Origin of the sequence: Collimonas sp. PA-H2, from assembly GCF_002564105.1 — a bacterium.
Lineage (GTDB): Bacteria > Pseudomonadota > Gammaproteobacteria > Burkholderiales > Burkholderiaceae_D > Collimonas.
The window spans coordinates 1,373,246-1,395,358 of the sequence record NZ_PDBX01000001.1; the positions used below are offsets into that span (position 1 = coordinate 1,373,246).

General features: G+C 59.6%; 23 protein-coding genes. 15 read left to right on the forward strand and 8 right to left on the reverse strand.

The genetic code is table 11. From position 1 onward, the window contains the following. The first annotated feature begins 177 nt into the window (after positions 1 to 177). From BCF11_RS06235 to BCF11_RS06275, 9 genes are all read left to right on the forward strand, one after another. Complete coding sequence (locus BCF11_RS06235; protein ID WP_199111086.1) at positions 178 to 1,488, forward strand: glycosyltransferase; 1,311 nt, start codon at positions 178 to 180, stop codon at positions 1,486 to 1,488. A 2-nt stretch (positions 1,489 to 1,490) separates the two neighbouring features. Continuing rightward, the gene (locus BCF11_RS06240; protein WP_098493979.1) at positions 1,491 to 2,558 is read left to right on the forward strand and encodes a polymer-forming cytoskeletal protein; all 1,068 of its coding nucleotides are present in this window, start codon (positions 1,491 to 1,493) and stop codon (positions 2,556 to 2,558) included. Then, positions 2,548 to 3,564 (forward strand): hypothetical protein, encoded by a 1,017-nt coding sequence (locus BCF11_RS06245; RefSeq protein ID WP_233212396.1) that lies wholly within the window; start codon positions 2,548 to 2,550, stop codon positions 3,562 to 3,564. Before BCF11_RS06240 ends, BCF11_RS06245 begins: the two co-directional genes overlap by 11 nt. Before the next feature lie 8 nt (positions 3,565 to 3,572). After that, on the forward strand, positions 3,573 to 5,426 hold the full coding sequence (locus BCF11_RS06250; protein ID WP_098493981.1) for a hypothetical protein: 1,854 nt from the start codon (positions 3,573 to 3,575) through the stop codon (positions 5,424 to 5,426). Beyond that, complete coding sequence (locus tag BCF11_RS06255) at positions 5,423 to 6,487, forward strand: YaiO family outer membrane beta-barrel protein (RefSeq protein ID WP_233212397.1); 1,065 nt, start codon at positions 5,423 to 5,425, stop codon at positions 6,485 to 6,487. The genes BCF11_RS06250 and BCF11_RS06255 overlap by 4 nt, the downstream gene beginning before the upstream one ends. Then, positions 6,484 to 7,284: a hypothetical protein gene (locus BCF11_RS06260; RefSeq protein WP_199110770.1), complete on the forward strand. Its 801-nt coding sequence runs from the start codon at positions 6,484 to 6,486 to the stop codon at positions 7,282 to 7,284. The genes BCF11_RS06255 and BCF11_RS06260 overlap by 4 nt, the downstream gene beginning before the upstream one ends. Positions 7,285 to 7,353: 69 nt before the next feature. Then, positions 7,354 to 7,620: a hypothetical protein gene (locus BCF11_RS06265; protein ID WP_098493983.1), complete on the forward strand. Its 267-nt coding sequence runs from the start codon at positions 7,354 to 7,356 to the stop codon at positions 7,618 to 7,620. Between the two features lie 123 nt (positions 7,621 to 7,743). Continuing rightward, the gene (gene modA, locus BCF11_RS06270; protein WP_098493984.1) at positions 7,744 to 8,553 is read left to right on the forward strand and encodes a molybdate ABC transporter substrate-binding protein; all 810 of its coding nucleotides are present in this window, start codon (positions 7,744 to 7,746) and stop codon (positions 8,551 to 8,553) included. Between the two features lie 191 nt (positions 8,554 to 8,744). Next, on the forward strand, positions 8,745 to 9,794 hold the full coding sequence (locus BCF11_RS06275) for a hypothetical protein (protein WP_098497351.1): 1,050 nt from the start codon (positions 8,745 to 8,747) through the stop codon (positions 9,792 to 9,794). A 33-nt stretch (positions 9,795 to 9,827) separates the two neighbouring features. Here the strand turns inward: BCF11_RS06275 and BCF11_RS06280 are convergent, their stop codons facing one another. The 3 genes from BCF11_RS06280 to BCF11_RS06290 all read right to left on the reverse strand — a co-directional run bounded on the left by BCF11_RS06280 (position 9,828) and on the right by BCF11_RS06290 (position 12,104). Beyond that, positions 9,828 to 10,370 carry a hemerythrin domain-containing protein gene (locus tag BCF11_RS06280; protein ID WP_158229154.1) on the reverse strand — a complete coding sequence of 181 codons (543 nt, stop codon included), beginning with the start codon at positions 10,368 to 10,370 and terminating at the stop codon, positions 9,828 to 9,830. A gap of 349 nt (positions 10,371 to 10,719) precedes the next feature. Then, complete coding sequence (locus tag BCF11_RS06285) at positions 10,720 to 11,493, reverse strand: DUF3050 domain-containing protein (RefSeq protein WP_098493986.1); 774 nt, start codon at positions 11,491 to 11,493, stop codon at positions 10,720 to 10,722. A gap of 182 nt (positions 11,494 to 11,675) precedes the next feature. Further along, on the reverse strand, positions 11,676 to 12,104 hold the full coding sequence (locus BCF11_RS06290) for a DUF3574 domain-containing protein (protein WP_098493987.1): 429 nt from the start codon (positions 12,102 to 12,104) through the stop codon (positions 11,676 to 11,678). Positions 12,105 to 12,224: 120 nt separating this feature from the next. On the opposite strand from BCF11_RS06290, the gene BCF11_RS06295 reads away from it, so the two are divergent. The 3 genes from BCF11_RS06295 to BCF11_RS27930 all read left to right on the forward strand — a co-directional run bounded on the left by BCF11_RS06295 (position 12,225) and on the right by BCF11_RS27930 (position 14,765). Next, positions 12,225 to 12,485 (forward strand): energy transducer TonB, encoded by a 261-nt coding sequence (locus BCF11_RS06295; RefSeq protein WP_098493988.1) that lies wholly within the window; start codon positions 12,225 to 12,227, stop codon positions 12,483 to 12,485. Between the two features lie 407 nt (positions 12,486 to 12,892). Beyond that, a complete protein-coding gene (locus tag BCF11_RS06300; RefSeq protein WP_369827837.1) occupies positions 12,893 to 14,248 on the forward strand; it encodes an NCS2 family permease in 1,356 nt (451 codons plus the stop codon). A 379-nt stretch (positions 14,249 to 14,627) separates the two neighbouring features. Beyond that, positions 14,628 to 14,765, forward strand: a complete 138-nt coding sequence (locus BCF11_RS27930; RefSeq protein ID WP_158229155.1) for a hypothetical protein — start codon at positions 14,628 to 14,630, stop codon at positions 14,763 to 14,765. A gap of 57 nt (positions 14,766 to 14,822) precedes the next feature. On the opposite strand, the gene BCF11_RS06305 is transcribed toward BCF11_RS27930, so the two are convergent. The 5 genes from BCF11_RS06305 to BCF11_RS06325 all read right to left on the reverse strand — a co-directional run bounded on the left by BCF11_RS06305 (position 14,823) and on the right by BCF11_RS06325 (position 18,695). Beyond that, positions 14,823 to 15,332 (reverse strand): hypothetical protein, encoded by a 510-nt coding sequence (locus tag BCF11_RS06305; RefSeq protein ID WP_098493990.1) that lies wholly within the window; start codon positions 15,330 to 15,332, stop codon positions 14,823 to 14,825. After that, the gene (locus tag BCF11_RS06310; RefSeq protein WP_098493991.1) at positions 15,329 to 15,958 is read right to left on the reverse strand and encodes an RNA polymerase sigma factor; all 630 of its coding nucleotides are present in this window, start codon (positions 15,956 to 15,958) and stop codon (positions 15,329 to 15,331) included. The genes BCF11_RS06305 and BCF11_RS06310 overlap by 4 nt, the downstream gene beginning before the upstream one ends. Before the next feature lie 6 nt (positions 15,959 to 15,964). Further along, positions 15,965 to 16,372 (reverse strand): DUF6249 domain-containing protein, encoded by a 408-nt coding sequence (locus BCF11_RS06315; RefSeq protein WP_098493992.1) that lies wholly within the window; start codon positions 16,370 to 16,372, stop codon positions 15,965 to 15,967. Between the two features lie 392 nt (positions 16,373 to 16,764). Continuing rightward, positions 16,765 to 17,823 (reverse strand): YncE family protein, encoded by a 1,059-nt coding sequence (locus BCF11_RS06320; RefSeq protein ID WP_199110772.1) that lies wholly within the window; start codon positions 17,821 to 17,823, stop codon positions 16,765 to 16,767. 194 nt (positions 17,824 to 18,017) lie between these two features. Next, a complete protein-coding gene (locus BCF11_RS06325; protein ID WP_233212398.1) occupies positions 18,018 to 18,695 on the reverse strand; it encodes a TetR/AcrR family transcriptional regulator in 678 nt (225 codons plus the stop codon). Between the two features lie 104 nt (positions 18,696 to 18,799). Here BCF11_RS06325 and BCF11_RS06330 point away from each other — a divergent pair, with 104 nt between their 5' ends. The 3 genes from BCF11_RS06330 (at position 18,800) to BCF11_RS27460 (ending at position 21,982) form a co-directional block, all read left to right on the forward strand. Further along, positions 18,800 to 20,323 (forward strand): MDR family MFS transporter, encoded by a 1,524-nt coding sequence (locus BCF11_RS06330; protein WP_098493994.1) that lies wholly within the window; start codon positions 18,800 to 18,802, stop codon positions 20,321 to 20,323. A gap of 155 nt (positions 20,324 to 20,478) precedes the next feature. Continuing rightward, positions 20,479 to 21,003: a hypothetical protein gene (locus BCF11_RS06335; protein ID WP_098493995.1), complete on the forward strand. Its 525-nt coding sequence runs from the start codon at positions 20,479 to 20,481 to the stop codon at positions 21,001 to 21,003. A gap of 385 nt (positions 21,004 to 21,388) precedes the next feature. Continuing rightward, a complete protein-coding gene (locus BCF11_RS27460; protein ID WP_143751270.1) occupies positions 21,389 to 21,982 on the forward strand; it encodes a hypothetical protein in 594 nt (197 codons plus the stop codon). Positions 21,983 to 22,113: the final 131 nt, after the last annotated feature.

A 22,113-nucleotide genomic window follows, 5' to 3' on the forward strand; every position in this document is an offset into this window, starting at 1 on the left:
GAATCAGGGAGAAATATGGACAGCTGGCCTGATATTCCTGGCAAGGCAGCGGCATGCCGGCGGCCGGCGGCGGCGCACCGGCCTGTTTTCTTTCTCATTGCCAGCCTGATGGCGGCCGCGGGCAAGGCGCAGGCATCGTCGCTGGCATTCAACGCCCGCGCAGTAGAACTGGATCTGATGACCGCTATCCTGGCGGGGATAATATTCTTGCTGGTGATCTACACGGTCCGCCATTATCTGTTCACACTCAACCGCCTGTTCGGACAGCAGCGCCAGCCCTACCTGGATATCGAGCAGGCGTTGTGGCCCACAGTCGTGGTGTGCGTCGCCGCCCACAATGAAGAACGGGTGATCGCGGATGCATTGAATGCCCTGCTCGAAGTCGACTATCCGCGCGACAAGCTGATCATCATGCCGGTCAACGACCGCTCCAGCGACGGCACCCGCGCCATCATCGACCGCATCGCCGCCGCCCATCCCGGCCGCTTCACCTTGTTCCACCGCGACAGCGGACGGCCCGGCAAGGCAGCTGCATTGCGCGACGCCAGCAAGAGAATCCAGGCCGAAATCGTCATCATCTTCGACGCCGACTATCTTCCCGCGCGCGGCCTGATCAAGCAGCTGGTGGCGCCGTTTTTCGACCCGGAAGTAGGCGCCATCATGGGCCGCGTGGTACCAATCAATGCCGGCGCCAACCTGCTGACACGCCTGCTCGACCTGGAGCGGGCCGGCGGCTACCAGGTCGACCAGGCGGCGCGCATGAACCTGGGGCTGGTGCCGCAGTACGGTGGCACCGTCGGCGGCGTCAGACGCAGCGCGCTGGAGGAAATCGGCGGCTGGAACAGCGACATGCTGGCGGAAGACACCGACGTCACCTTTCGCCTGTTGCAGCATGGCTGGAAAACGGTCTACCAGAACCGCTCTGAATGCTATGAAGAAGTGCCCGAGGCGTGGCCGGTCAGGATCCGGCAGATCAGCAGATGGTCGCGCGGCCACAACCAGGTCATGAGCCGCAACCTGATGCGCCTGCTGAAAAACCCGCGCATCAGCCGGCGCGAAAGAGCCGACGGCGTCCTGCTGCTGTGCGTATTCATCATGCCGCCCTTGCTGCTGATCGGCTGGGGCATCACCATCATCCAGTTTTTCATGACCTCGCACCAATGGCTGTTCGGCTGGCTGGCCCTGAGCGGCATGGTGGCCTATGGCGCCTTCGGCACCAACGCGGCCTTTTTTGAAATGGCCGCCGCCACTTACCTGGACGGCAACCGCAACCGCATACGCTTGTTGCCGCTGAACATCTTCGGTTTCCTGGTCAGCCTGGTGGCGATTTCCCATGCGGCCATTACCCAGTTGGTGGATGCGCTGCGCAAGCGCGAACTGGTATGGCACAAGACCGAACGATTCAGGACGGCGCCGGCAACCCCTGCCCAGGGGCTGATTCTGCCGCGCGATGACGCGCTGCCGGGCTTGCCGGCAAAGGCTTCCTGAGCATGGCTGCGCCGACGCTGCTGCTGATCAGCGTGCTGCTGATCATGGCGCTGCCCTTTATCCCGGCGCTGCGCGAGTGGCTGCGCCCAAGCGACGTGGCGCCGCTGCCGGTCAGGCGCAACGAGATCAACAAGCTGCGCTATTTCGCCGACAGTTTCCGGCACACCGTCGCCAGCATGCTGACCATCGATTTGCAGAAACTGCAACGCATCCAGACCGACCGCACCGTCAGCATCAACGGCAAGCTGCACGTCGTCCATCAGCGTCTGGACGATGATATCGGCAACGGCTACCTGCCGGCGACCCTGAAAGTGCTGCAGCAAAAGAACGGCATCGTCATCTTTCTCCACCGCGCCCGGCTGCGGCCAGGCAGCCACAGCCAGGCCGATCTGTTTGCCGCCGCCGATCTGCTGGTAGGCGCCGGCGCCAGCCTGCGCGCCTGCTCGGCGCAGGGTGTCATTACGCTGGGCGCCGACACGGTCGTGCATCGCTGGATCGACGCGCCCTGCATCCGGGTCGGCCGCAACGCCGCGATCGACGGCCGCATTACCGCGCTCAAGGAAATCCATTTTTCCGGCGGCAGCCGCTTTGTGCGCGCCGGTGCGCCAGCCATGCACTTCGGCGATGCCAGCGCTGCCGCCGCTGCGGCGCCGCTGACGCCATCGCCGCGCATGCGCTATCTGCTGGATGACGGCGCACAGCAATCGACCGCCCTCAGCCAATACGGCGACTATGTGGTGCGCGGCGCCTACCGCATACTTCCGGACACCACCGTGTTCGGCAATATCAAGACCTATGGCGAGCTGCATCTGGGAGAGCGCAGCTGCATTGCCGGCAGCCTGGTCTGCAACAAAGACATCGTGCTGGCCAGCGGTTGCTCCGTGCTGGGCCCTGTGATCAGCCAGAACGATATCGTGATCGGCCCCGGTTGCCGCATCGGCACGCCCGAGGCGGCAACCACCATGATCTGCCGCAAGCTAAGCATCGCTGCCGGCTGCACGGTGCATGGCGTCATTACCACGCATGACGGCGCCACGGTCGCGCTGGAGGAGAAATCGCATGCCAGCTGATCGACGCCGGACGCAATTGCGAGCCGTGTCTGCCCTCTGCGCATTCGCCTTTTTCTTTTGCTGCGCCTGCCGCCCGGCGGCGGCCGACGACTTGCCTGCGCCCCCGGTGTTCGCCGATTTCGTCGAGCCGAACGGCGCCCTCACCGTCTTTCCCAAAGGCGACTACGTCGAGCCCTACTTCGCGCTCAAGGCCATGCTGGCGGCGCATTGGCTGGGCGTCGACGTCGCTCCGGCGGCCAGCGCCTTCAGCCACTGGCTGCTGCCCTTCCAGCAAGCCAACGGCCCCTTCCCGCGCATCTGCCGCAGCGGCGCGACGGAGTGGCTGGCCTGCGGCCCGGCGGATGCCGACGACTCCCTGGATGCGCTATGGTGCCTGCTGGCCTCCGAGGTCCTGCCTGCAGACAAAGTGCTGGCCGCCAGTTGCGTCAGGTCCCTGCAACACCTGGCAACCCTGTGGAATCCGGCGCAGCAGACATTCCACGCCGTCTCCGGCGGCAGCGCGGCGTATTTCGCCGACAACGTCGAAGTCATCGGCGCCTTGCGCCATCTGCGCCGTAGCAGCACGGCAAGCACACGCTTCGCCGTCCAGCTGGTGGCGCTGCCGGACAGCGCCAGCATGCTCAAAGGCCTGTGCCTCACTTACGGCTACGATCCGGAAGGCGCCCTTGAGCCGGCGCGCGCCAGCATGCCGCCGACACCATACGGCTTCTATCCGAATGCAGTGGCGCCCGTCTATCTGTGGCTGTACGACCTGCGCGGCGGCGCCAGCGGCGCGCGTTACTGGCGCCAGTGGATGGAACGCTATGGCGCGCAATGGCTGGCCGGTGCAAGCGATCACTATCCCTGGGGACTGATCGCCTGGGCCGCCTATCGCAGCGGCGACCAGGCCAGCGCGCAGAGCTGGCTTGACAATTCCGCCGCCTGGCGCGCGGCGGGTCGCTGGAACATCGTCGAAGAAGGCGTGCGCATCGGCTTGCACAACGCTCTCAAAACCTGGAATCCGTAGCAGCCATCATGAGCGCCCTACGCCACCCCAATCTGCGCAAGATCCTGCTGACGCTGGCGCTTGCCATCATCATCGGCGGCGGCGCCGGCTGGGTCTATTTCATTAATCAGATCAGCCCGGCGCAATGGCAAAGCGACGCCATTGTCCTGGTCTTGCCGGACGAACTGTCCGAGGCCAACCGCTTGTTTTCCGAGGCATGGCTGGACGGCGCGGCGGAAGAAGGGATCCGCCTGCTAACCATTACGGCCTCTGAATTTTCACGGCGCGGACTGCAAGGCGAACGGCCGTTTGCCGGCGTGATCCTGCCAGACACCATCCATCGCCAGATCAGTACCGCTTTCGTCAATCAGATCAGCCGCTTTGTGGAAAACGGCGGCGCCCTGATGCTGGTGGGCGATGCCGGCGTGCTGGACGAGAACGGCTACTACAGCGAACCGGCGTCGCGCTTTTCCAGGTTGGCCGGGACCAGCTATGCCATGTACGGCGCGCTGCATGACAAAATGTCGTTCAACCCAACCATCTCAGGCAGTCCGCAGATCATGCAGGCGCTGGAGATTCCGCCGGGACGCTGGATCAAAAGCGGTGAGCTGGCGGTATTGTCCGGCTACGGCGAGGATACCTTGCGTTATCCGGCCCTGCGTACCGCCGCTACCTACGCCGGCACCCTGCTCATGCAAGCCGAAGGCAATACCGTGATTGCGGGAGAACACGATGTCGGCAAGGGCCACGTGCTGTTCGTCAACCTGCCGCTGGGATACCTGAAGCTGCGCACCGACGGCATCCTGATGCATGGCTTCCTGCACTACTTCGCCAACCGCATCATGGGCCAGCCGCAATTGTCCGCCGCGCCGGACGCGATCGGCGGGCTGGTCTTGAACTGGCATTGCGACGCCAAGATCTGCATTCCCGCCATGGACCAGCTGATCAAGGCCGGCGTGTTTACGCGCGGGCCGTTCAGCATCCATGTCACCGCCGGTCCTGACCAGCGCGCCTTTGGCGACGGCCTCGGCGTCGACCTCAACCATAACCGCGCGTTTCAAGCGCGCTTGCAAACCTTGCTAGTCCAGGGCAATGAAATCGGCAGCCACGGCGGCTGGATACATGACTGGTTCGGCAAGAACCTGGGCGCCGGCAATGCCGAAAAAATGACCCCTTATCTGGAACAGAATGCCGATGCCGTGAAAAACCTGATCGGTCACCCGCAGACCGAATACTCGGCGCCGACCGGCAACCAGCCGGTCTGGGTCACCAACTGGCTAGACGACCAGGATGTGCTGGCCTACTACTTCACCGGCAATATCGGGCAGGGTCCGACCCATACCTATCGCGACGGCCGCCGCGACAAGCGTATCTGGTCATTCCCGGTGCAGACCTATGGCCATATCAGCACCATCGAAGAAGCCTATATGGAACACATACCGGAAAGCGAAATCAGCAACTGGCTGACGTCGCTGGTGCAATTTACCGAGGATACCGGACAGATCCGGCTGATTTATTTCCACCCGCCGGGAGCAGTGCTGTATCCCGACGCCATCAACCGGCTGATGCTGGCCGCTGACGAGGCTGGAAAGAACGGCCGTTTCCGCTGGCGCACCATGACCGACTTGGCGCGCTTCATGAACCGCCGGGAACAGACGGTATGGAATATTTCCAGCGACAGGCATGCTGTCGTGGTCGATGCCGCCAATGCAGCCTCATTGCAGCAGCTAAGCTGGCTGTTTCCGGTTGCGCTGTATGCAAAGCCACACATTCTGGCCGGCAATGCTAGAGTAGAGCAACACGGCGACAACTGGACCGTGATCGCCGGCGACAGCAAGCAACTTCGCATTTCAACACCGTTGATAAAGGAAGCACTGCATTGAAAACAGCACTGGCAACTTTGGGCCTGTCCTTCGGCTGTGTCGCATTTCCTGCTTGTGCATCAGCTGACGACAGCACCGACATACAGGTTCCCTTATTGCAGCATGCGCGCTTGATGCCGCTGATGAGCACGCTGCCCGCACCGGCCGCCGCACCTATCGCCGCGGCACAGCCACGCGCACCGGCTGCACCGGCCGCATCAATTGCGCCGGCAATACTGCCTGCCCCGGCCAATGCAGTGCCCGCCGCGCTCGATCCGGCACCTATGCCGCTGGCGCTGGCGGTTCCGGTAGATGCAGCCCCGGTTGCAGTAGCGCCGCCCGAAAGCACCGCCGCCGCGGCTCCCGAACTGAGCCCCGAGCTGGCGGCTCTCGAACTGACCGGCGGCGATGGCCACATGACCAATGGCTATGGCCACGCGCGCCTGATGTCGCTGCGCGGCATGGCGGTGACCTCCCTCGGCGTGGTGCAAGGCGAATTGACGCAACAGTCTCGTTTCGGCTATACCGGCAACTATGGCGGCGTCTCGCTGACCCATGATTTCTCGCCGGATTACTACAGCACCGTCAGCGTCGGCACCGGCAACAGTCCTCTGTTTTCCAGCTGGCGCACGGATGCCACCGCTTATCGCAAGTTCGGCAGCGAGCGCCAGTACGTCGCCGGCATCGGCGCCTACTACGCCAAGGGCAATGAAAGCGCGCGTTCCGATAAAGGCTTGCTGTTGACCGGCATCGCCTACCTGACTGGGGTGGTGATTGAAGGCGGAGTACGCCTGAACTGGGCCGATCCGGGTTCGATACTTGGCCCCAGCGAATATATCGCGGCGACCTTCGGCAATGACGACCGGCGCGCCGTCATCGTCCGCTACGAGCATGCCAAGGAAACCTACAAGGTATTGCCGGGCGGACCGGAACTGGTGAACTTCAAGAGCAATACCGTCAACCTCCAATGGCGCGAACGGATCAACCACATCAGCATGTTGCTGGCAGGGCTGGAGTACTACCAGAGCCCGCTCTACGACCGGCTCTCCCTCAATCTCGGCTGGCGCTGGAGTTTCAGATGAAAGCGCGGCAGGACGGCAGCGGCGGCAAGCCGGCAGCGGTCAATCCGCGTTTCACCGGCTTTGGCGGCCAGCTGATACAAACCCATCGCGCCCTGCGCCGGCTGGCTTTTCCGCGCAGCCGCTGGATCGATATCTTGCTGCTGCCGGCGCTGATCTTCTGTTGCACGCTGCTCGCCTGGCCTTTGATTGCCGAGTTGTGGGCCGCGATTATCGGATTCTGGGCCAACCGCCTTGGCGACGACATGACGCTAAGTATGGGCCACAGCGCTTTTCCCGGTATCCGCTCAGTCCCCTACGCCTACGTCGAAGCGGCGCTGCCGAATCCTTTGCAATGGTGGAGCGGCATGCTGATCAGCACCACGCTGCTGCTGGCCACCACCTTGCTGCCGGCCCGCATGCTGCCGATATCCTATGCCTTGCGCGTGATCGGCCTGGTGCAACTGGCCAGCCAGCTGTATTTTTACTTCTGGGCGGCGGAATTCCCTTATCAGTCGGCCTCCTCCATCTCGGCGCTGGCGCAAGCATCCATGGTGCTGATCCTGCTGACGCCTTGGATCTATGGCCTGCTGTACAATATTTTCGACTTCGGCATCGCTCGCAAAATCCTGCTGTCCCTGCTGGCCGTGCTTTACCTGACCGTGCTGACGCCATTCCAATACACCTTTGCCGCCTGGCTGATGCTGCGCTACTCGCTGCTGTGGCACCCCCTCATCTACCTGCTGTGCTCCAGCCTGATCCAGTTCGGCGCCCTGGTCGGCTTCTACTCCTGGGCCATGAGCTGGCAGCGGCGCGAATAGCCAGATTGCGCGGCAAACGACGCTAACAGGCTTATACTCCGTGATCATTAATAGAGAAGGATAGCAATTGTGAAAAAGACCGGAATGGCAAAGAGCGACGCCAAGAAACTCATGGGCAAAATGACCGCGCCTGGCGCAGGCGGCTTTGGCAACAGCGATGCCGCCGTGGTCGACCGCAAGGAACAGCGCAAACGCGATCAGGCGCTAGGCCTGGTGCCGTTCGCGGTCAAGCTCAACAGCACGCTGGTGCAGCAGTTGCAAACGCTGGCGAAAGAGCGCGAACTCGATCTCAACCAGCTGGTGGCCGAACTGCTGGCGAAGGGTCTGGCAAACTAAGCCTGTTCCTCAAAACGATGCATGAGAAAAGCCGGATTGACGGCTTTTTTTCAACCCCTCGCTATATCTTTTAAAATACAGCGAAAGCAAACCCACCCTCCTCTACCGCCGCGATACCAAACCATGCCCAGATTTTCACTTTTCACGTACGGGGTGCTGCCCCTGGCGCTGCTGGCTGCGGCAAGCAATCCCGCTCTCGCCCAGGATCCGCTCAAGGTCTTTGCCGCCGGTAGCCTGACCGGCCCGCTGACAGTGCTCGCCAAGCAATTCGAGGCCGACACCGGCGCACCGGTCGAGCTGGTGTTCGGCCCCTCCGGGTTGTTATTGGAGCGCATAGAGCAGGGAGAACCTGTGGATGTGTTTGCCTCGGCCAATATGGCGCATCCCCGGCAACTCGCGCGCGAAGGCAAGGCCACCCCGCCGCTGGTGTTTGCCCGCAACCGCGTATGCGTGCTGGCGCGCCCGGAGCTGCAGCTGAACACGGAAAATCTGCTGGCCAAGCTGCTCGATCCCGCCGTCAACATCGGCACATCCACTCCCAAGGCCGACCCCGGCGGCGACTATGCCTGGATACTGTTTGCCAAAGCCGGCAAGGTCCAGCCAGGCGCCAGCGAACTGCTGGAAGGCAAAGCGCAGCAGCTGGTCGGCGGCAAGAACAGCCCGCCGGCGCCGGCCGGCCAGGACGCAGCGAAATATTTCCTGGAACGAAAACAGGTCGATGCCTTCATCGGCTACTGCAGCTCGCGGCAAACCACCCATGACGCCCGCTTCACCAAGGTTGAGCTGCCGGCCGAGCTCGCCGTTTCTGCCGATTTCGGCCTGACCGTATTGAATCCACGCAGCGGCTCGCACGATACAGCTTACCGCTTCGCCTTGTTCCTGCTCACGCCGGAAGCCCGGCAAACCCTTGTCGATTACGGCTTTTCCAAGTAACTCCTAGCAAGCCACAAAGACTTATCGGACCACCGCATCTTTACTCTGCGCCATCGGATTTGAACTAGCCCAGCCTGCATGCAATTCCCGGCAAAACCGCCTCCGGTACGGGTTGTCGATTAAAATGCTGTTCCAACAGGAGTGGCAGGGCTAGCATGCATGCCATCTCCCACGCCGAGATAAATGTGAAGATGAACCCGATACAGAACCAAGCCCCCGCCAACGTGATCAGCCAGGACGCGCAGGACACTGCAGAAAAACACCTGCGCGACATCCTGTCGCTGGCGGTCGAGCATGCAGCGCCGCATACCGCCGTGGTGGTCTCGGACGCCCGTTGCGAACTGGCCGTAACGCTGACCGCCGCTTACCGGCGCTGCCTGCCGGACGCCACCTTCATCGACTTCGATGCGCTCGCGCCGGACGCCGTACTGGCGGCTTTTGCGCCGCTGCAGGCGGGCGATCTGGTGATCCTGGTGCAGTCCACCAACTTCCGCCTGGAAGCGTTCCGCATCCGCGTCGAACTCTTCAAGCGCGGCCTCAAGGTAATAGAGCATCCGCACCTGTCGCGCATGCCTGGACCTGAGGCGCTGTATTACATCGAATCGCTGGCTTACGATCCTGCCTATTACCGCGGCGTCGGTTACGCGCTCAAGGCGCGCATCGACCGCGCCCGGCGCGGCGTGGTCGACAGCGGCGGCGCGCAGCTGGTGTTCGATTCACCGTTCGAGGCGGCCAAGCTGAATATCGGCGACTACAGTGAGATGAACAATGTCGGCGGCCAGTTCCCCATCGGCGAAGTCTTCACCGAGGCGCAGGACCTGGAAGCGGTCAATGGCAAGGTGCGCATATTCGTGTTCGGCGACACCGCGTTCCGGGTCAACCAGCCGGCGCAGCCGATCACCCTGGTGATCAGCAAAGGCCGGGTCGCCGAGGTCATCGATTCCACTCCGGATTTCGACCAGGTGCTGGCCAACATCCGCGCCGATGAAGGCGAAGTGTGGCTGCGCGAGCTTGGCTTCGGCATGAACCGGGCGTTTTCGCAGGAGCGCATGGTGAGCGACATCGGCACCTACGAGCGGATGTGCGGCATCCACCTTTCGCTCGGCGCCAAACATGGGGTCTACAACAAGGCGAACATCAAGCGCGCCAGCGCCAGATATCATATCGACGTCTTTGCGGTGACCGAGGCGGTCTACCTGGACGATGCAGTGGTGTATCGGAGCGGCGCCTGGCAACCGTGAACCGGCGCCAGCCGCCGCGCCATGCGGCAGCGGTTATGACGGGATGTACAGAGGGTAGAGAATATTTTCTTCGCGCGTGATGCGGTCTACCAGCACCTTGCCGAGATTTTCAAACTCATCCTTGAATGTGCTGCGCGCATCGCGCGAGACTATCCATTCCTTGCCCTGGTATTTGTCGAAAAAATCAAACGCCACGCGGCCGATGCCATCCATTTCCCGCTTATAGGAACGATAGACATCGTGCAGGGCAGGATCTTCAGCCAGGCTGCGCCGCATGTAGGAATACAGCTTGACGCCTTCAGTCAGCAAATGGCCGTACATCGCCATCCGCATCTCGCGCAATGCGGCAGGCACGGCATCCCATTTGTCGGCGCTCATCCTGTTCGCCACCGTCGAATACATCAACAGCAACGCCGCATGGTCGCCCTTCAGTTGCGGAATCAGCTTTTCGTCGTACTCGATCTGATGGCTGGCGCTTTTCGCCGGCTCCAGTGCAGCCCGCTCGGCTATCGGTGCGGGTCCTCTGGCTGGCGTTGCTGGCTGCTGGCTATGCGTTTTTTTTGCTGCGTCGTGCATCTCCTCATCGTGGCTACTGGTCGCGGGTTTGCTGAAAATTGTTTTAAGCCACATATTTCACCTCGCCAGTCCCCGTGCAGGAGTAATTATCGGAGTATTACTTGCTTATTATTGTGATTGCCTATCAACAACAATAGTACATTAAATTCCACATGGAAATAAATTTCTTAATAGCAATTTAAATATTTTTTGATGCTAGAACCGCTCCGGCCAGACCAAGGCATCCGGCCGAAGCAGCGGACTACGCCTGCCAATACAACGCCTTGCTCATAAAACCACCGCCGGCGCTGAAAAATGATTTCGGCGTCCCAGGCCATGCGTGCCTGCAAGCGCTGCCGGCAATGCGCTTTCAGGATGGCGAATGCTGCAGGGCCGCCAGCAAGCTATCCCATAAGCGATGACGCTCGTCGATCGCCTTGATCCCGGCTTCCAGCACCTCGCGCATCTGCAGCGGATCGTTGCCGGTGATCTCTTCAATCATGCGTTGCGCCGCCGGTCCATGGTCGCCGGAATCGACCTCGATGTGGCGCTCCAGGTAGAAGTTGAGTTCGGGTACGGTCACCGGCGCGATGCTCCAGCTCTTCAGCAAGGCCTGGAACATCTCCGGGATGACATTTTCCCGGCCGTAGAAAAAGCTGCCGACGACCTGGTGCGTCTGCCCTTCCTGGCAGGTGTTGATGGTGGCCGTGACAAAGCGCTGGATCGGCGCCAGCGCCTCCACCCGCTTGAGCGCGGTAGCGACCGTATCGCCTTTCCTGATCATGTTTAAAAACTGATTGATCTGCCGCGTGGAGGCGCCGATCTCTTTCATCGCCGACAGGTACAGATCGAAATGCGTCATCGCTCCCTTGGGCGTGATATCCGACTCCTCGCCCAGCACAATCTCGTTGATCAGGCGCGCGGCATGCGGATTGGCCGGTGGGTACCACGGAATCGAGGTGGTGGTCAGGTCCATCTGCAAGCGCTTCACCAGCGACATGAAATCCCATACTGCAAAAACATGCCACTCCATGAACAGACGCAAATCGTTCTGGTTGCAGATGGCCGAAAAAACAGCATGATTTGTCAACAGATTGTGCTTTTCCTTGAGGGTAAGCTGTAGCGATTCAATAGTCGTTGTCATGTCATCTCCACGAGAAGTTACACACAAATATGTGCAAAACGACAATGACAGATATATTTCCCGATGGCAACAATTTGATACGTCACCAGGCTTCAGCGGGCGGGCGCGGCTTGCGGATGAACGACACGCCAGCTAACGATTTGTCATCGCCAGGCTGGCGGCGGTTGTGGATCACGCAGCTCTCAGAACGAGGCGCAAATGGGGGTAAACAGTAAACCCACCGAATCTTGATGGAACTGGCTGGTATAGGCGCTGCGTATCTGCGCCAGCCGCGTCAGCGTCTCCGGCGTTGCGGCGGCGACGATGCGGATCACGAAACTGTCTTCCTGGATGGTCTTGCCGCTGGCCGCATCGCGCCATTGGCCGCGGCTGTCCCAGGTAGTCAGGCCATCCGGGAAACGCGGCGTCACCACCTCAGCCATGAAGCCGGCGCGCTCGGCATCGCTTACCGGTCCGCGGCCATTGATGTCGCGGCCAAACAATAGTTCGGCCTGCAACTGGCTGCTGCCGCCCGCCTGCGTGCACAAAGCGCCGCCGGCGCCCTCCGGCACGGTCGCGCAGGCTGACAGCAGCAGCGCGCAAAACAAAGGACAAAGCAAGCTGAGACGCATTGTGTTCCCCCGGTAACGGCTCCCGGTAACGGCTTCTGTTATCGGACCCGATGTTTATGGAATGCTGCTATATCTTAAACAAGTAAAGTGAGAGAGAATTGTTGCAGATAAGGATACGCCATGAGTCTCATCGAAAAACTGCTCGCCAAAGCTGCCCCATCCAACGCCGCGCCCGCCGCGCAGGCGGTCAAGATCTTGGTGCGCGTGTATCTCGACAGCGCAGGCCACGTGACCGATGTGGCGATCAGGAAAAGCTGCGGCGATCCGGAACTGGATGCACGGGCGCAGCGCGAAATCGCGGTAATGCGCTTCCCCGGCAAGAGCCGCGGCGCCAAGACCTCGCACAACTGGCACGACCTGACCTACACCATCCACCAGTAAGTAGGCGCACGGCAAGCCTTGCCGTTTTGCCAGCGGATTTATATTCCGGCTGCGCCGCCCTCCCTGATTGCCTTCTCCCTTGCGGTTTCACTCTGCGCGAACGGCCTTTTCATTGCGCCGCCTTGCCCCGCATATGGAAATGCGAATGGCGTCTATTGAACCCTCATGATGGATTCGCGGCTATCCATACCCTAAGCTGTCTTCGCCGAACTGATCTTCTTTGCAAACGACGAGCAGTCCAGTTACCAGGGTTCGGTGTGCGGTTGCTGGCAATTCAAAACATAACACGAGACACCCTGTTGACGGTCGGCTAACAGTCGATTCAAAGCCGGTTACCGGCCGCTGCAGTGGACATACAAAGGAGCAGCTCGATCATGATGGAACAACAACTCCAGCCCCAGCCTGTTGTGGGCCTGGGTGAACCTATCGCCGTGGCCGAAGGTAAAATCGACCAGTACTTTCAGATTACCGCACGCGGCAGCACCCAACGGCGTGAAGTCGTCGCCGGCATCACCACTTTCCTGGCCATGGTGTATTCCGTGTTCGTCGTGCCGGGCATGCTGGGCAAGGCCGGATTCGACGTCAGCGCGGTATTCGTCGCAGTCTGCCTGACCACTGCATTCGGTTCGCTGCTGATGGGCCTGTGGGCGCGCCTGCCGATCGCCGTCGGCTGCGCCATTTCACTGACCGCCTTCACTGCTTTCGGATTGGTGCTCGGCAAAGGACTGTCGCCTTCGGTCGCCCTCGGCGCCGTGTTCCTGATGGGCCTGGTGTTCACTGCAATTTCCGTGACCGGCATCCGTTCCTGGATCCTGCAAAACCTGCCGTCCGGCGTAGCGCACGGCACCGGCGTCGGCATCGGCCTGTTCCTGCTGCTGATCGCCTCCAACGACGTCGGCCTGGTGGTCAAGAATGCCGGTCCTGGCCTGCCAGTGGCGCTCGGCCACATCACTGCCTTCCCGGTCGTCATGAGCATCGTCGGCTTGGCCGCCATCTTCGGCCTTGAGCGCCGCCGCGTACCGGGTGGGATTCTGCTGGTGGTGGTCTCGCTGTCAGTGATCGGCCTGATCTTCGATCCGGCAGTCAAGTTCACCGGCATCTTCTCCATGCCTGCACTCAGCTCGCCAGGGCATGCCAGCCTGATCGGTTCGATGGATATCAAGGGCGCGCTCAGCATGGCCGTGCTACCTAGCGTGCTGGCGCTGGTGATGACTGCTGTATTCGACGCTACCGGCACCATCCGCGCCGTCGCCGGCCAGGCCGGGCAAGTCAATGAAAAGGGTTACATCCACAATGGCGGCAAAGCACTGACAGCAGATTCGCTGAGCTCGATTTTCGCCGGCCTGGTAGGCGGCGCTCCTGCTGCCGCGTATATCGAATCGACTGTCGGCACCGCAGCCGGCGCCCGCACCGGCCTGACCGCCGTCGTGGTCGGCTTGCTGTTCCTGGCCGTGATTTTCTTTTCGCCGCTGGCAGGCCTGGTGCCTTCCTATGCGACAGCACCGGCATTGATGTACGTCGGCCTGCTGATGCTCGGCAGCGTCAGCCGCATGCATATGGATGACATGGTCGACGCCATGTCCGGCCTGCTGTGCGCAGTATTCATCGTCCTCACCTGCAACATCGTCACCGGCATCATGCTCGGCTTCTGCACCCTGGTGATCGGCCGCGTGGTGTCTGGCGAATTCCGCAAGCTGAACGTCGGCACCGTCGCCATCGCGATTGCCCTGGCAGTCTTCTATGCGGGTGGCTGGGCGATTTAAGACTTAGCAAAACTAGTGTCCTGAATCGGAAGTTCGTTGAATAAGAAAAGTGATGAAATCGGCGTCAGGCTAGGCGGATGGCCGCCCCGCGCAAAACGGAGCAAGGGTGTGGTCCCTTGCGAGTATTTGCAACGACGCATGGCGCCGATTTCATCGCTTTTCTTCAACGAACTTCCGATTCAGGACACTAGGTAACTTCGACTCTTTGGGTCTCCTTGAATAGTCGATTGATGGCAGCGCCTCCCCCCGGAGCGCTGCCTTTTTTGTTTTGGGAAGTTGGATTTTTGATCCAGGCAAATAGCTGGCGTATTAGCCGGGGCTGTTTCAACGTGATACTGTCTTAACCACAAGCTTAATATCCAATGATTAAGGAACTCTCATGAAACACTTGATTACTCTCGGTTGTTTAGCCGGCGCCTTGGCCATGTACGCCATCGGCTCGGAATCCGGCGTCGTCATTTTCTTTGCCGCGAGCATGATATTTGAACTGTCTTTTTGGAAAAGAGTATTGAAGTAATTCAGCAATAAGCCAGAGAATTTCACAGCGGCCGTATCTTTTGGGAGATCCGGCCAACTATTCCAGAAGCCACTCCTGCTGGTGTAACCACCAGGCGAGCCAGCCCAGGATCATAGCCGGCGCCAGCCAGTGAGCCAGACCGATCACAAGAGAATTAGCCAGACTTTCCCAAGCTTCAAGCACACCAGGACCAAGCAACGGCGGCGCCCCGACGCCAGGAATCACCGCCAGTGTCAGTGCTAACCACTGCATCGTCGCGGCCGTAACCACCAATCCATATACTCCAAGCAAAGGTAGTAACGTCGCCAGCCAGCCCGGCAATACGGAAGTGCTGCTATCACCCGAGATACTCTTTCGGGTAGTCACAACAGACCCGGTTGAACGCTCAGGTAGAATTTGCATCACGGCGGCGGCAAATCCTTCGTCTGCAGGTTCATCGAGCTGAGCTTGGCGGCGTAATATCTCCGCAAGCCAGCCGTTCCCGTCCGAAGCAAGATCGACTGCCTCTCTCTGCAGCTCATCTTGCCGCATCGAGCCGGATGAATCCGAAGTGGGAATCTGCTTCATTTGCACTGCTCCAAAGGTTGGCAAGGGCCCCAGGCGGCAAGCGCCGTTTCGAGCTTGGCGCGGCCACGCAATAAATGGGTTTTTAGGGTGCCCAGCGGGCATCCCAAGGCAAGCGCGGCTTCCGCGTGGGAGAGGTCGCCCCAGTAGCTCAGCACGATAGCTTGCCGCTCGGCTTCGCTAAGCACATCCAGCGCCCGCTGCACGTCCAGCGAGAGCGCTACCGTGTCGCTCAAAGACAGGGCATGGTCCGCCTGAGCCATGCCCCCGGCTGCAATCTGATGCTGTTCCGTCTCATCGTTCAAAGCCTGGGTCTGCGCCTGCAGCTGGGCGTCGCCGCGGCGGCGCTGTTCCAGGAACACATTGGTGGCGATACGGATCAGCCAGGTGCGGAAGCGGGCCTCGCCGCGAAAGCCGCCGAGGTTCTGGTAAGCACGCAAAAACGCCTCCTGCGCCAGCTCGTCCGCCCACGCCGCATCGCCTCTGGCCAGACGCCGCAGCAGCGCCCGCACAACCCCTTGATGGCGCCTTACCAGCAGTCCGAAGGCTTGGCGATCGTCATGCTGCCGCACCCGCTGCAACAGAGCGAGATCGGGATCTTCCGCCAGCGCGGCGACGTCGGGTTTCACAGAGGTTTAACGCGGTGCGGACTTGGATTCCATCTTCCACACCACCAGCAGCGCGATGCCGACAAACAAGGGAATGCAGCCGATCGCCCACAGCCATTCGTCTGGCCGCATGGCGTAAAACATCACCATCAACCCTAAGCCCGCCGCCGCGTTGGTCGCGCCGAAGATCAGCTGGACGCTTTTGTTCTGCCAGCCGGAATTGCCGCCGGCAGGACGATCCGCCAGCAAGCTGCCGTCGAGCAGCTGCGGCGGAATCTCGCGGCCTTGCGCAACCAGCTGACGCACCGTTTCGTGCATCAGTTCGGCGCGGCGCATCTTGGCCAGCACGCCCATGATGATAGCGACGATGGGAATGCACAGTCCCAGCACGGGAATGATGAGGGGGCCGAGGTTTGAGATGGTTTCCGAGTTCATGCTGTCTCCTGAAAGGGGTTCGTGAAAGGCTTACCCTGCTTGGATGAGGCTGGATGGCAGTTTGGATTCAAAACTGCGCATTTTTTTTTGAACGGGCTTGGCCACGCTCGCCCTGCTGCCTTGGAATTTCACATCGTACTGGCTTGATGAAAATGCAGCAAGGCAACATTTCATGAAGAGAAAGAAGCGGCATTTCTGCCGCAAATTACTATCAAAACATTAATCCGCTAAAAGCCAAGCCTGGTCAGCGCATTGCACGCCTGCTATCAAGAACTTCATGCGCGCACAAGGGCGCGCATCTCCGCTAGCGGGTGCGGTATCGATATTGAGCCAGCAGTTAGCTTGCTCTTCGGTGAAGAGAAAGGATCGTTGAAAATCCCTATCGCTCTTACTTAATTTGGCGCGGCAACCAATACATTGAAGGTATCCGGCAACAGCGGAGCACGCGGGCGCGGATTGGCTGGGGTTGGCGCCGGCGCCGCGCCGAATGCCCCGCTTACCAGGTAGACCAGATGACTTTCCGGATTGAGCGCCAATGTCCGCGCGCCCTTTTGCGTGGCGAGGTTGGCTCTTACCGTGTATTTGTCAGCCGTATCTTCATGCACCACCGTCAAGGTTCCGCCACCATTGGAAACGAAGACCAGCCCCGTAGCCGGATCAAACGCGGCCGCGTCCGGCCTGTCGCCGATGTCTACCGTCGTGATGGTTTTTCCCGATATGGCATCGACCACCATCATTTTCTTGTTGCCGCATACCGAAAACAACCTGTGATGCAGGTCATCGATCGCCAGGCCGCTCGGTCCGTCGCAGGCAGCCATGGTCCAGCGCTTGACGATTTTTGAAGACTGCGCATCGATCACCGCAATTTCGTTCTTGTCTTCCACATTGAAAAAGACATGGCCCAGGCTGTCGCTGACGGCGAACTCCGGCTGGCCGGAGACCGGTAGCGTGTCGATCACCTTGCGCGTGACGGCATCGACGATCGTCACGCTTTGACTTTTGCCGTTGAAGCTGTAGATCCGCTGCAACGGCTGGTAATAAAGTATCGAGTCTGGGCCGGCGCCGATGGCCTTGATGGTATCGATGGTCTTGAGGCTATCGAGCTCAAAAACCGTCAGCGTGTCCGCGCGGCCATTGGTGGTGAAACCGAGCTTCAGATCCTGCGCGATCGCCACGCCGTGAACGCCGGCGGTATCGGCTATGTTGGCAACCATTTCTCCCGAGCGGGTATCGATGACCTGGACATGGTCGGAGCGGCTGACGAACAGATGGTCCCGTTTGCTGTCGACGGCGATGTAATCCCATCCCTCCACGCCAGTTACGGGAAAACGCGAGACGATCTTGTAGTTCTCCTGCGTGGCAGCGTGGGCGGTCGCGGCAAGGGCAATCTGCAAAAACGCGAGGGCACAGGCCGCAGCCATGGCCGAACTGCTGAAGGTGAAATTTTTCATGTATTTGATCTAGGAGTTGATGAATTTCCTGTGCCGGACAGCTAATTTATCGGCTACGACAGGCTCAATATTCTCATAAGCCGGCGTCACGCTAACAGTAAACAATTAGCGCAGAATTAGGATGGCGTCGATCTCAGCGACATTGCAATGAGTGGCGCACGCTGTCGTTATGGAGATGACATCATCCAGTCAATCTAAGCTCCAACCCCCTGCACCAGCAGAGCAATCGCATGCCGTGCGATTGCCTTGGCATCAATCGGCTTGTTCTCCGGACCGATTTGCCGCGTCATGATCGCCGCCAGCGGCAGGATCGTCAGCCCCATCAGCGACATGAATACCAGCGGCGGTTCCAGGTCGGCGTTGAGCAGCCCGTCGCGCTGCCATTTCTTGATGCATAGCAGCGCCGCCTTCTGGTCTTCATCGCCGGCACGCGCATGCATGCGCTGCTTGAGCAGGCTGTCATGCGTGATGATCCCGCGCAGCCATAGCGGCGCAAACCATGGATTGGCCGTTGCGACATCCACGAACCGCTGTGTCAGCTCCGTGATGGCGGCCACCGGATCGTCCGGATGCCTCTGGAACACGCCTCCCAACGCAGCTTTCACCGGCATGAAACGGTCCTCGATCAAGCCGTCGATCAACTGCTCGCGGCTGGTGAAGTAGTAATTCACCATCGCCGGCGTCACCTTGGCTTCGCGCGCGATGGAAGCCAGCGTGGTGTCGGCGATGCCTTGCCGTGCGAACAAGGCCAGCGCCGTGTCAAGCAAGAGGCTGCGCTGTTCCGGCCCGCGCGCACTGCCCATCGGCCGCCCCGGACGCTTGACCGCGGCAGCCGGCTTCGCGTCCTTGTCCGCAGCAACCTTCGTACGCACGGAGGATTGCTTCTTTACTATCTTTGATTCGGCCATTTGACTACCCAGGAAATTTCACATATATTAAACGATCATTTAATTAATTCCAAGCTGATCGCCACCTTATGAGCGCCGATATTACCGTAAGCATTGAAGACACTGCCAACGCCAGTGATCAAGCACAAGACCATCCGCCGGTGCGCCTGATCTTTTCGGCGCTGCTGCTGGTGATGCTGCTGGCCGCGCTCGACCAGACCATCGTGTCGACCGCATTGCCGACGATTGTCAGCGACCTGGGCGGCCTTGAAAGCCTGTCATGGGTAGTCACCGCCTACCTGCTGGCGTCGACCATCGTGGTCCCGCTCTACGGCAAATTCGGCGACCTGTTCGGCCGCAAGATCGTGCTGCAGACGGCGATCGTGCTGTTCCTGCTGGGATCGGTACTGTGCGGCGTGGCGCAGAACATGACGCAACTGGTGCTGCTGCGCGCGCTGCAAGGACTTGGCGGCGGCGGCCTGATGGTGGTGACGATGGCCGCCATCGGCGACATCATTCCACCCGCAGACCGTGGCCGCTACCAAGGTATGTTCGGCGGCGTGTTCGGGCTGGCGACCGTGGTCGGCCCGCTGATCGGCGGCTTTCTGGTAGAGCATCTTTCCTGGCGCTGGATCTTCTACATCAACCTGCCGCTCGGCATCGTCGCGCTGCTGGTGATCGGCACCGCGTTCAAGCCGCACATCGTGCGCGTGAAGCACGAAATCGATTATATGGGCGCCGCCTTCCTAGCCTCGGCGCTGACCTGCATCATCATGTTCACCAGCCAGGGCGGCACCATCCTGCCATGGTCGTCGCCGCAACTCTGGTTCACGCTGGCGCTCGGCATCCTGTCGATCGCCGGCTTCATCTATGAAGAAAGGATGGCTGCCGAACCCATCATCCCGCTCGAACTCTTCCGCGAACGCACCTTCGTGCTGAGCAGCCTGATCGGTTTCATCGTCGGCATGGCCCTGTTCGGATCGGTGACTTTCCTGCCTCTCTACCTCCAGGTGGTCAAGAACTCGACGCCATCGGAAGCCGGCATGCAGCTGCTGCCGTTGATGGGCGGCCTGCTCGTCACATCGATCATCGGCGGACAGATCATCAGCAAGATCGGCAGATACCGCTACTTCCCGATTGCCGGCACATTGATTGCCTGCATCGGCATGTTCCTGCTTGCTTCCCTGGATAACACGACGCCGCTGCGCACGATGTATATGTACATGGGCTTGCTCGGTGCCGGGCTCGGCATGGTGATGCAGGTGCTGGTGCTCGCGGTGCAAAACACCGTGGCCTACAAACACATGGGCGTGGCGACCTCCGGCGCCATGATGTTCCGTTCGATCGGCGGCTCCATCGGCGTCGCCGCCTTCGGCGCGCTGTTCACACAGGGATTGCACGCACGGCTTGCCGAGCTGATTCCGGCCGGCACCGACCTGCCGCAAACCTTCGGCCCGAGCACGGTGCATCATTTGCCGGCAGCACTGCGCGATGATTATCTGCAAGCGTTTGGCGGCGCACTGAGCACGGTCTATATTGTTGCGGGATGCATTATTGCGCTGGCGTTTGTGTTGGCTTGGTTGTTTGAGGATGTGCCGTTGCGGAAAAAATAGGAATCACAAGAGAACTACGTCTTGATTACTTTCAAGGCTCAATCCGAGGTCGTCATCAACTGTCCAAATCCGGGTAAAATCGATCTGCCGTAGATCTCATTCAATGGCAGAACTTCACATCCGTCCACTTCTCAACATACTGATTGCGATCACCGATGTCATTTATTCCGGATGGCTACGCTCCGCCTCAAGCTTACAAATCAGATTCATTTTGCCTTGAGATCTTGTCTCCACAATTTGCCGCGCAGGATTTCGCCAGCGTGACAGCCAGTGCGAATGCCATTCGCCATGTATTTGGCCCAGCGAATGGATGGCCTGATCCGCATATGAGCTATGCTGAAAATCTCGCAGATCTTGAGCGGCACGAACGTGAATTCTTTGCGCGCGAGGCTTGCGCCTATGCGATCCTCAGCCACGACAAGGAAGCTTATCTGGGCTGCCTTTACATCAAGCCAATCAAGTCGAGAATTGAGAACGATCTTCGCAAGTCCGCCTACGGCGCACAAGCTTTCTTCTGGCTGGATACCCGGGAAAACACCAGCAATTTCGCGGAACAGGTTCTGGCGGAACTGCAGACGTGGATGAAGGAAGCGTGGCCGTTCAAGGCAATAGCTTTTCCTGGACGAACGACAGGATGGTCTGAGTGGGAGCAAATGGCCACAGGCAGTCATCACCTGTAACCTTAGTCACTCCGCAGCACTCACGGCATAGGTCAAACCGGCAGCCCGAGCAGGACACGCACCGCAATCACGATAACTGCCAGGGAAATGCCATCGGCACGATCGGAAATGCGTGTAGCAGAAGACTGGACATCTGCCTTCAATACTCTCCTTCGCTCAACTATTCCAAACCACGAACGTCTTCCACAGGTTCCAGCTCGGAATCCCAGATGAACAGCGTTAGTCTGCCAATACTGGCGGGAATTCATTATTGCGTTAATGATTACTTAGTGGCAACATGCGTCACCCATACGTTTAGCTGTGCGCCTGCCTTTGTGACAGTACTTCGACAACGTGTGCCGAAAAAAGCCTTAACGTCTGAAATAAAATTATAAAAGGACAAACAATGAAGAGGGTAGGATTAGCCGTTAGTTTGCTGGTGTTGTTAAACGGATGTACTTCAATGGGACAACTGGACAGCACCACGCTTGCGCCTACGGACAACGAATCGATTTTTATTATGGGGGTGGCTCCAGACAACTATCGCGTTTCGATCTTTCCTGGATCGATAAAAGATGGCGTATTTCATCAAAATATTTTCTTGCCCGCTGCTGTCTATGCCGCAGCCAAGGATGGCTATGTCGTCGGCAAAGCGTCAGCAGGCGATGTGGTGGCTGTAACCAATGTCCGCGTTGTTAAAGATAGCAGCTCCGTATTTCTGGGCACCAACTTCCATCCCTGTGACGATACAAAAACGATGGTTTTTGAAGTGCCAAAGGGTAAGGTTATTTATTTGGGTGATGTTGAATACACGTTCGGCGGCAAAAGCGTGAAAGTGCACTACGGCCAAGACATGGAAGCTGCACGGGTACATCTGGATAAAAATTTCCCCGCATTGCAAGGAAAACTGGAATACCTTCCTTTTGACCTGCTACCCACTCGAACTCCATGTGCCGCAGCGCCAATATACTTTCCAGTATATGTTCCTAGAAGCAAATAGCTTGCTGTCGAATCAGTCGCTGCTATCGACCGCCCGCGGACCATACAATTAAAGCACGGGCGCCGGCTCTATCGGCTCCACGACAACACCAGATAATTCCGCTCAGTACGGCACCAGCACCATACAAATTT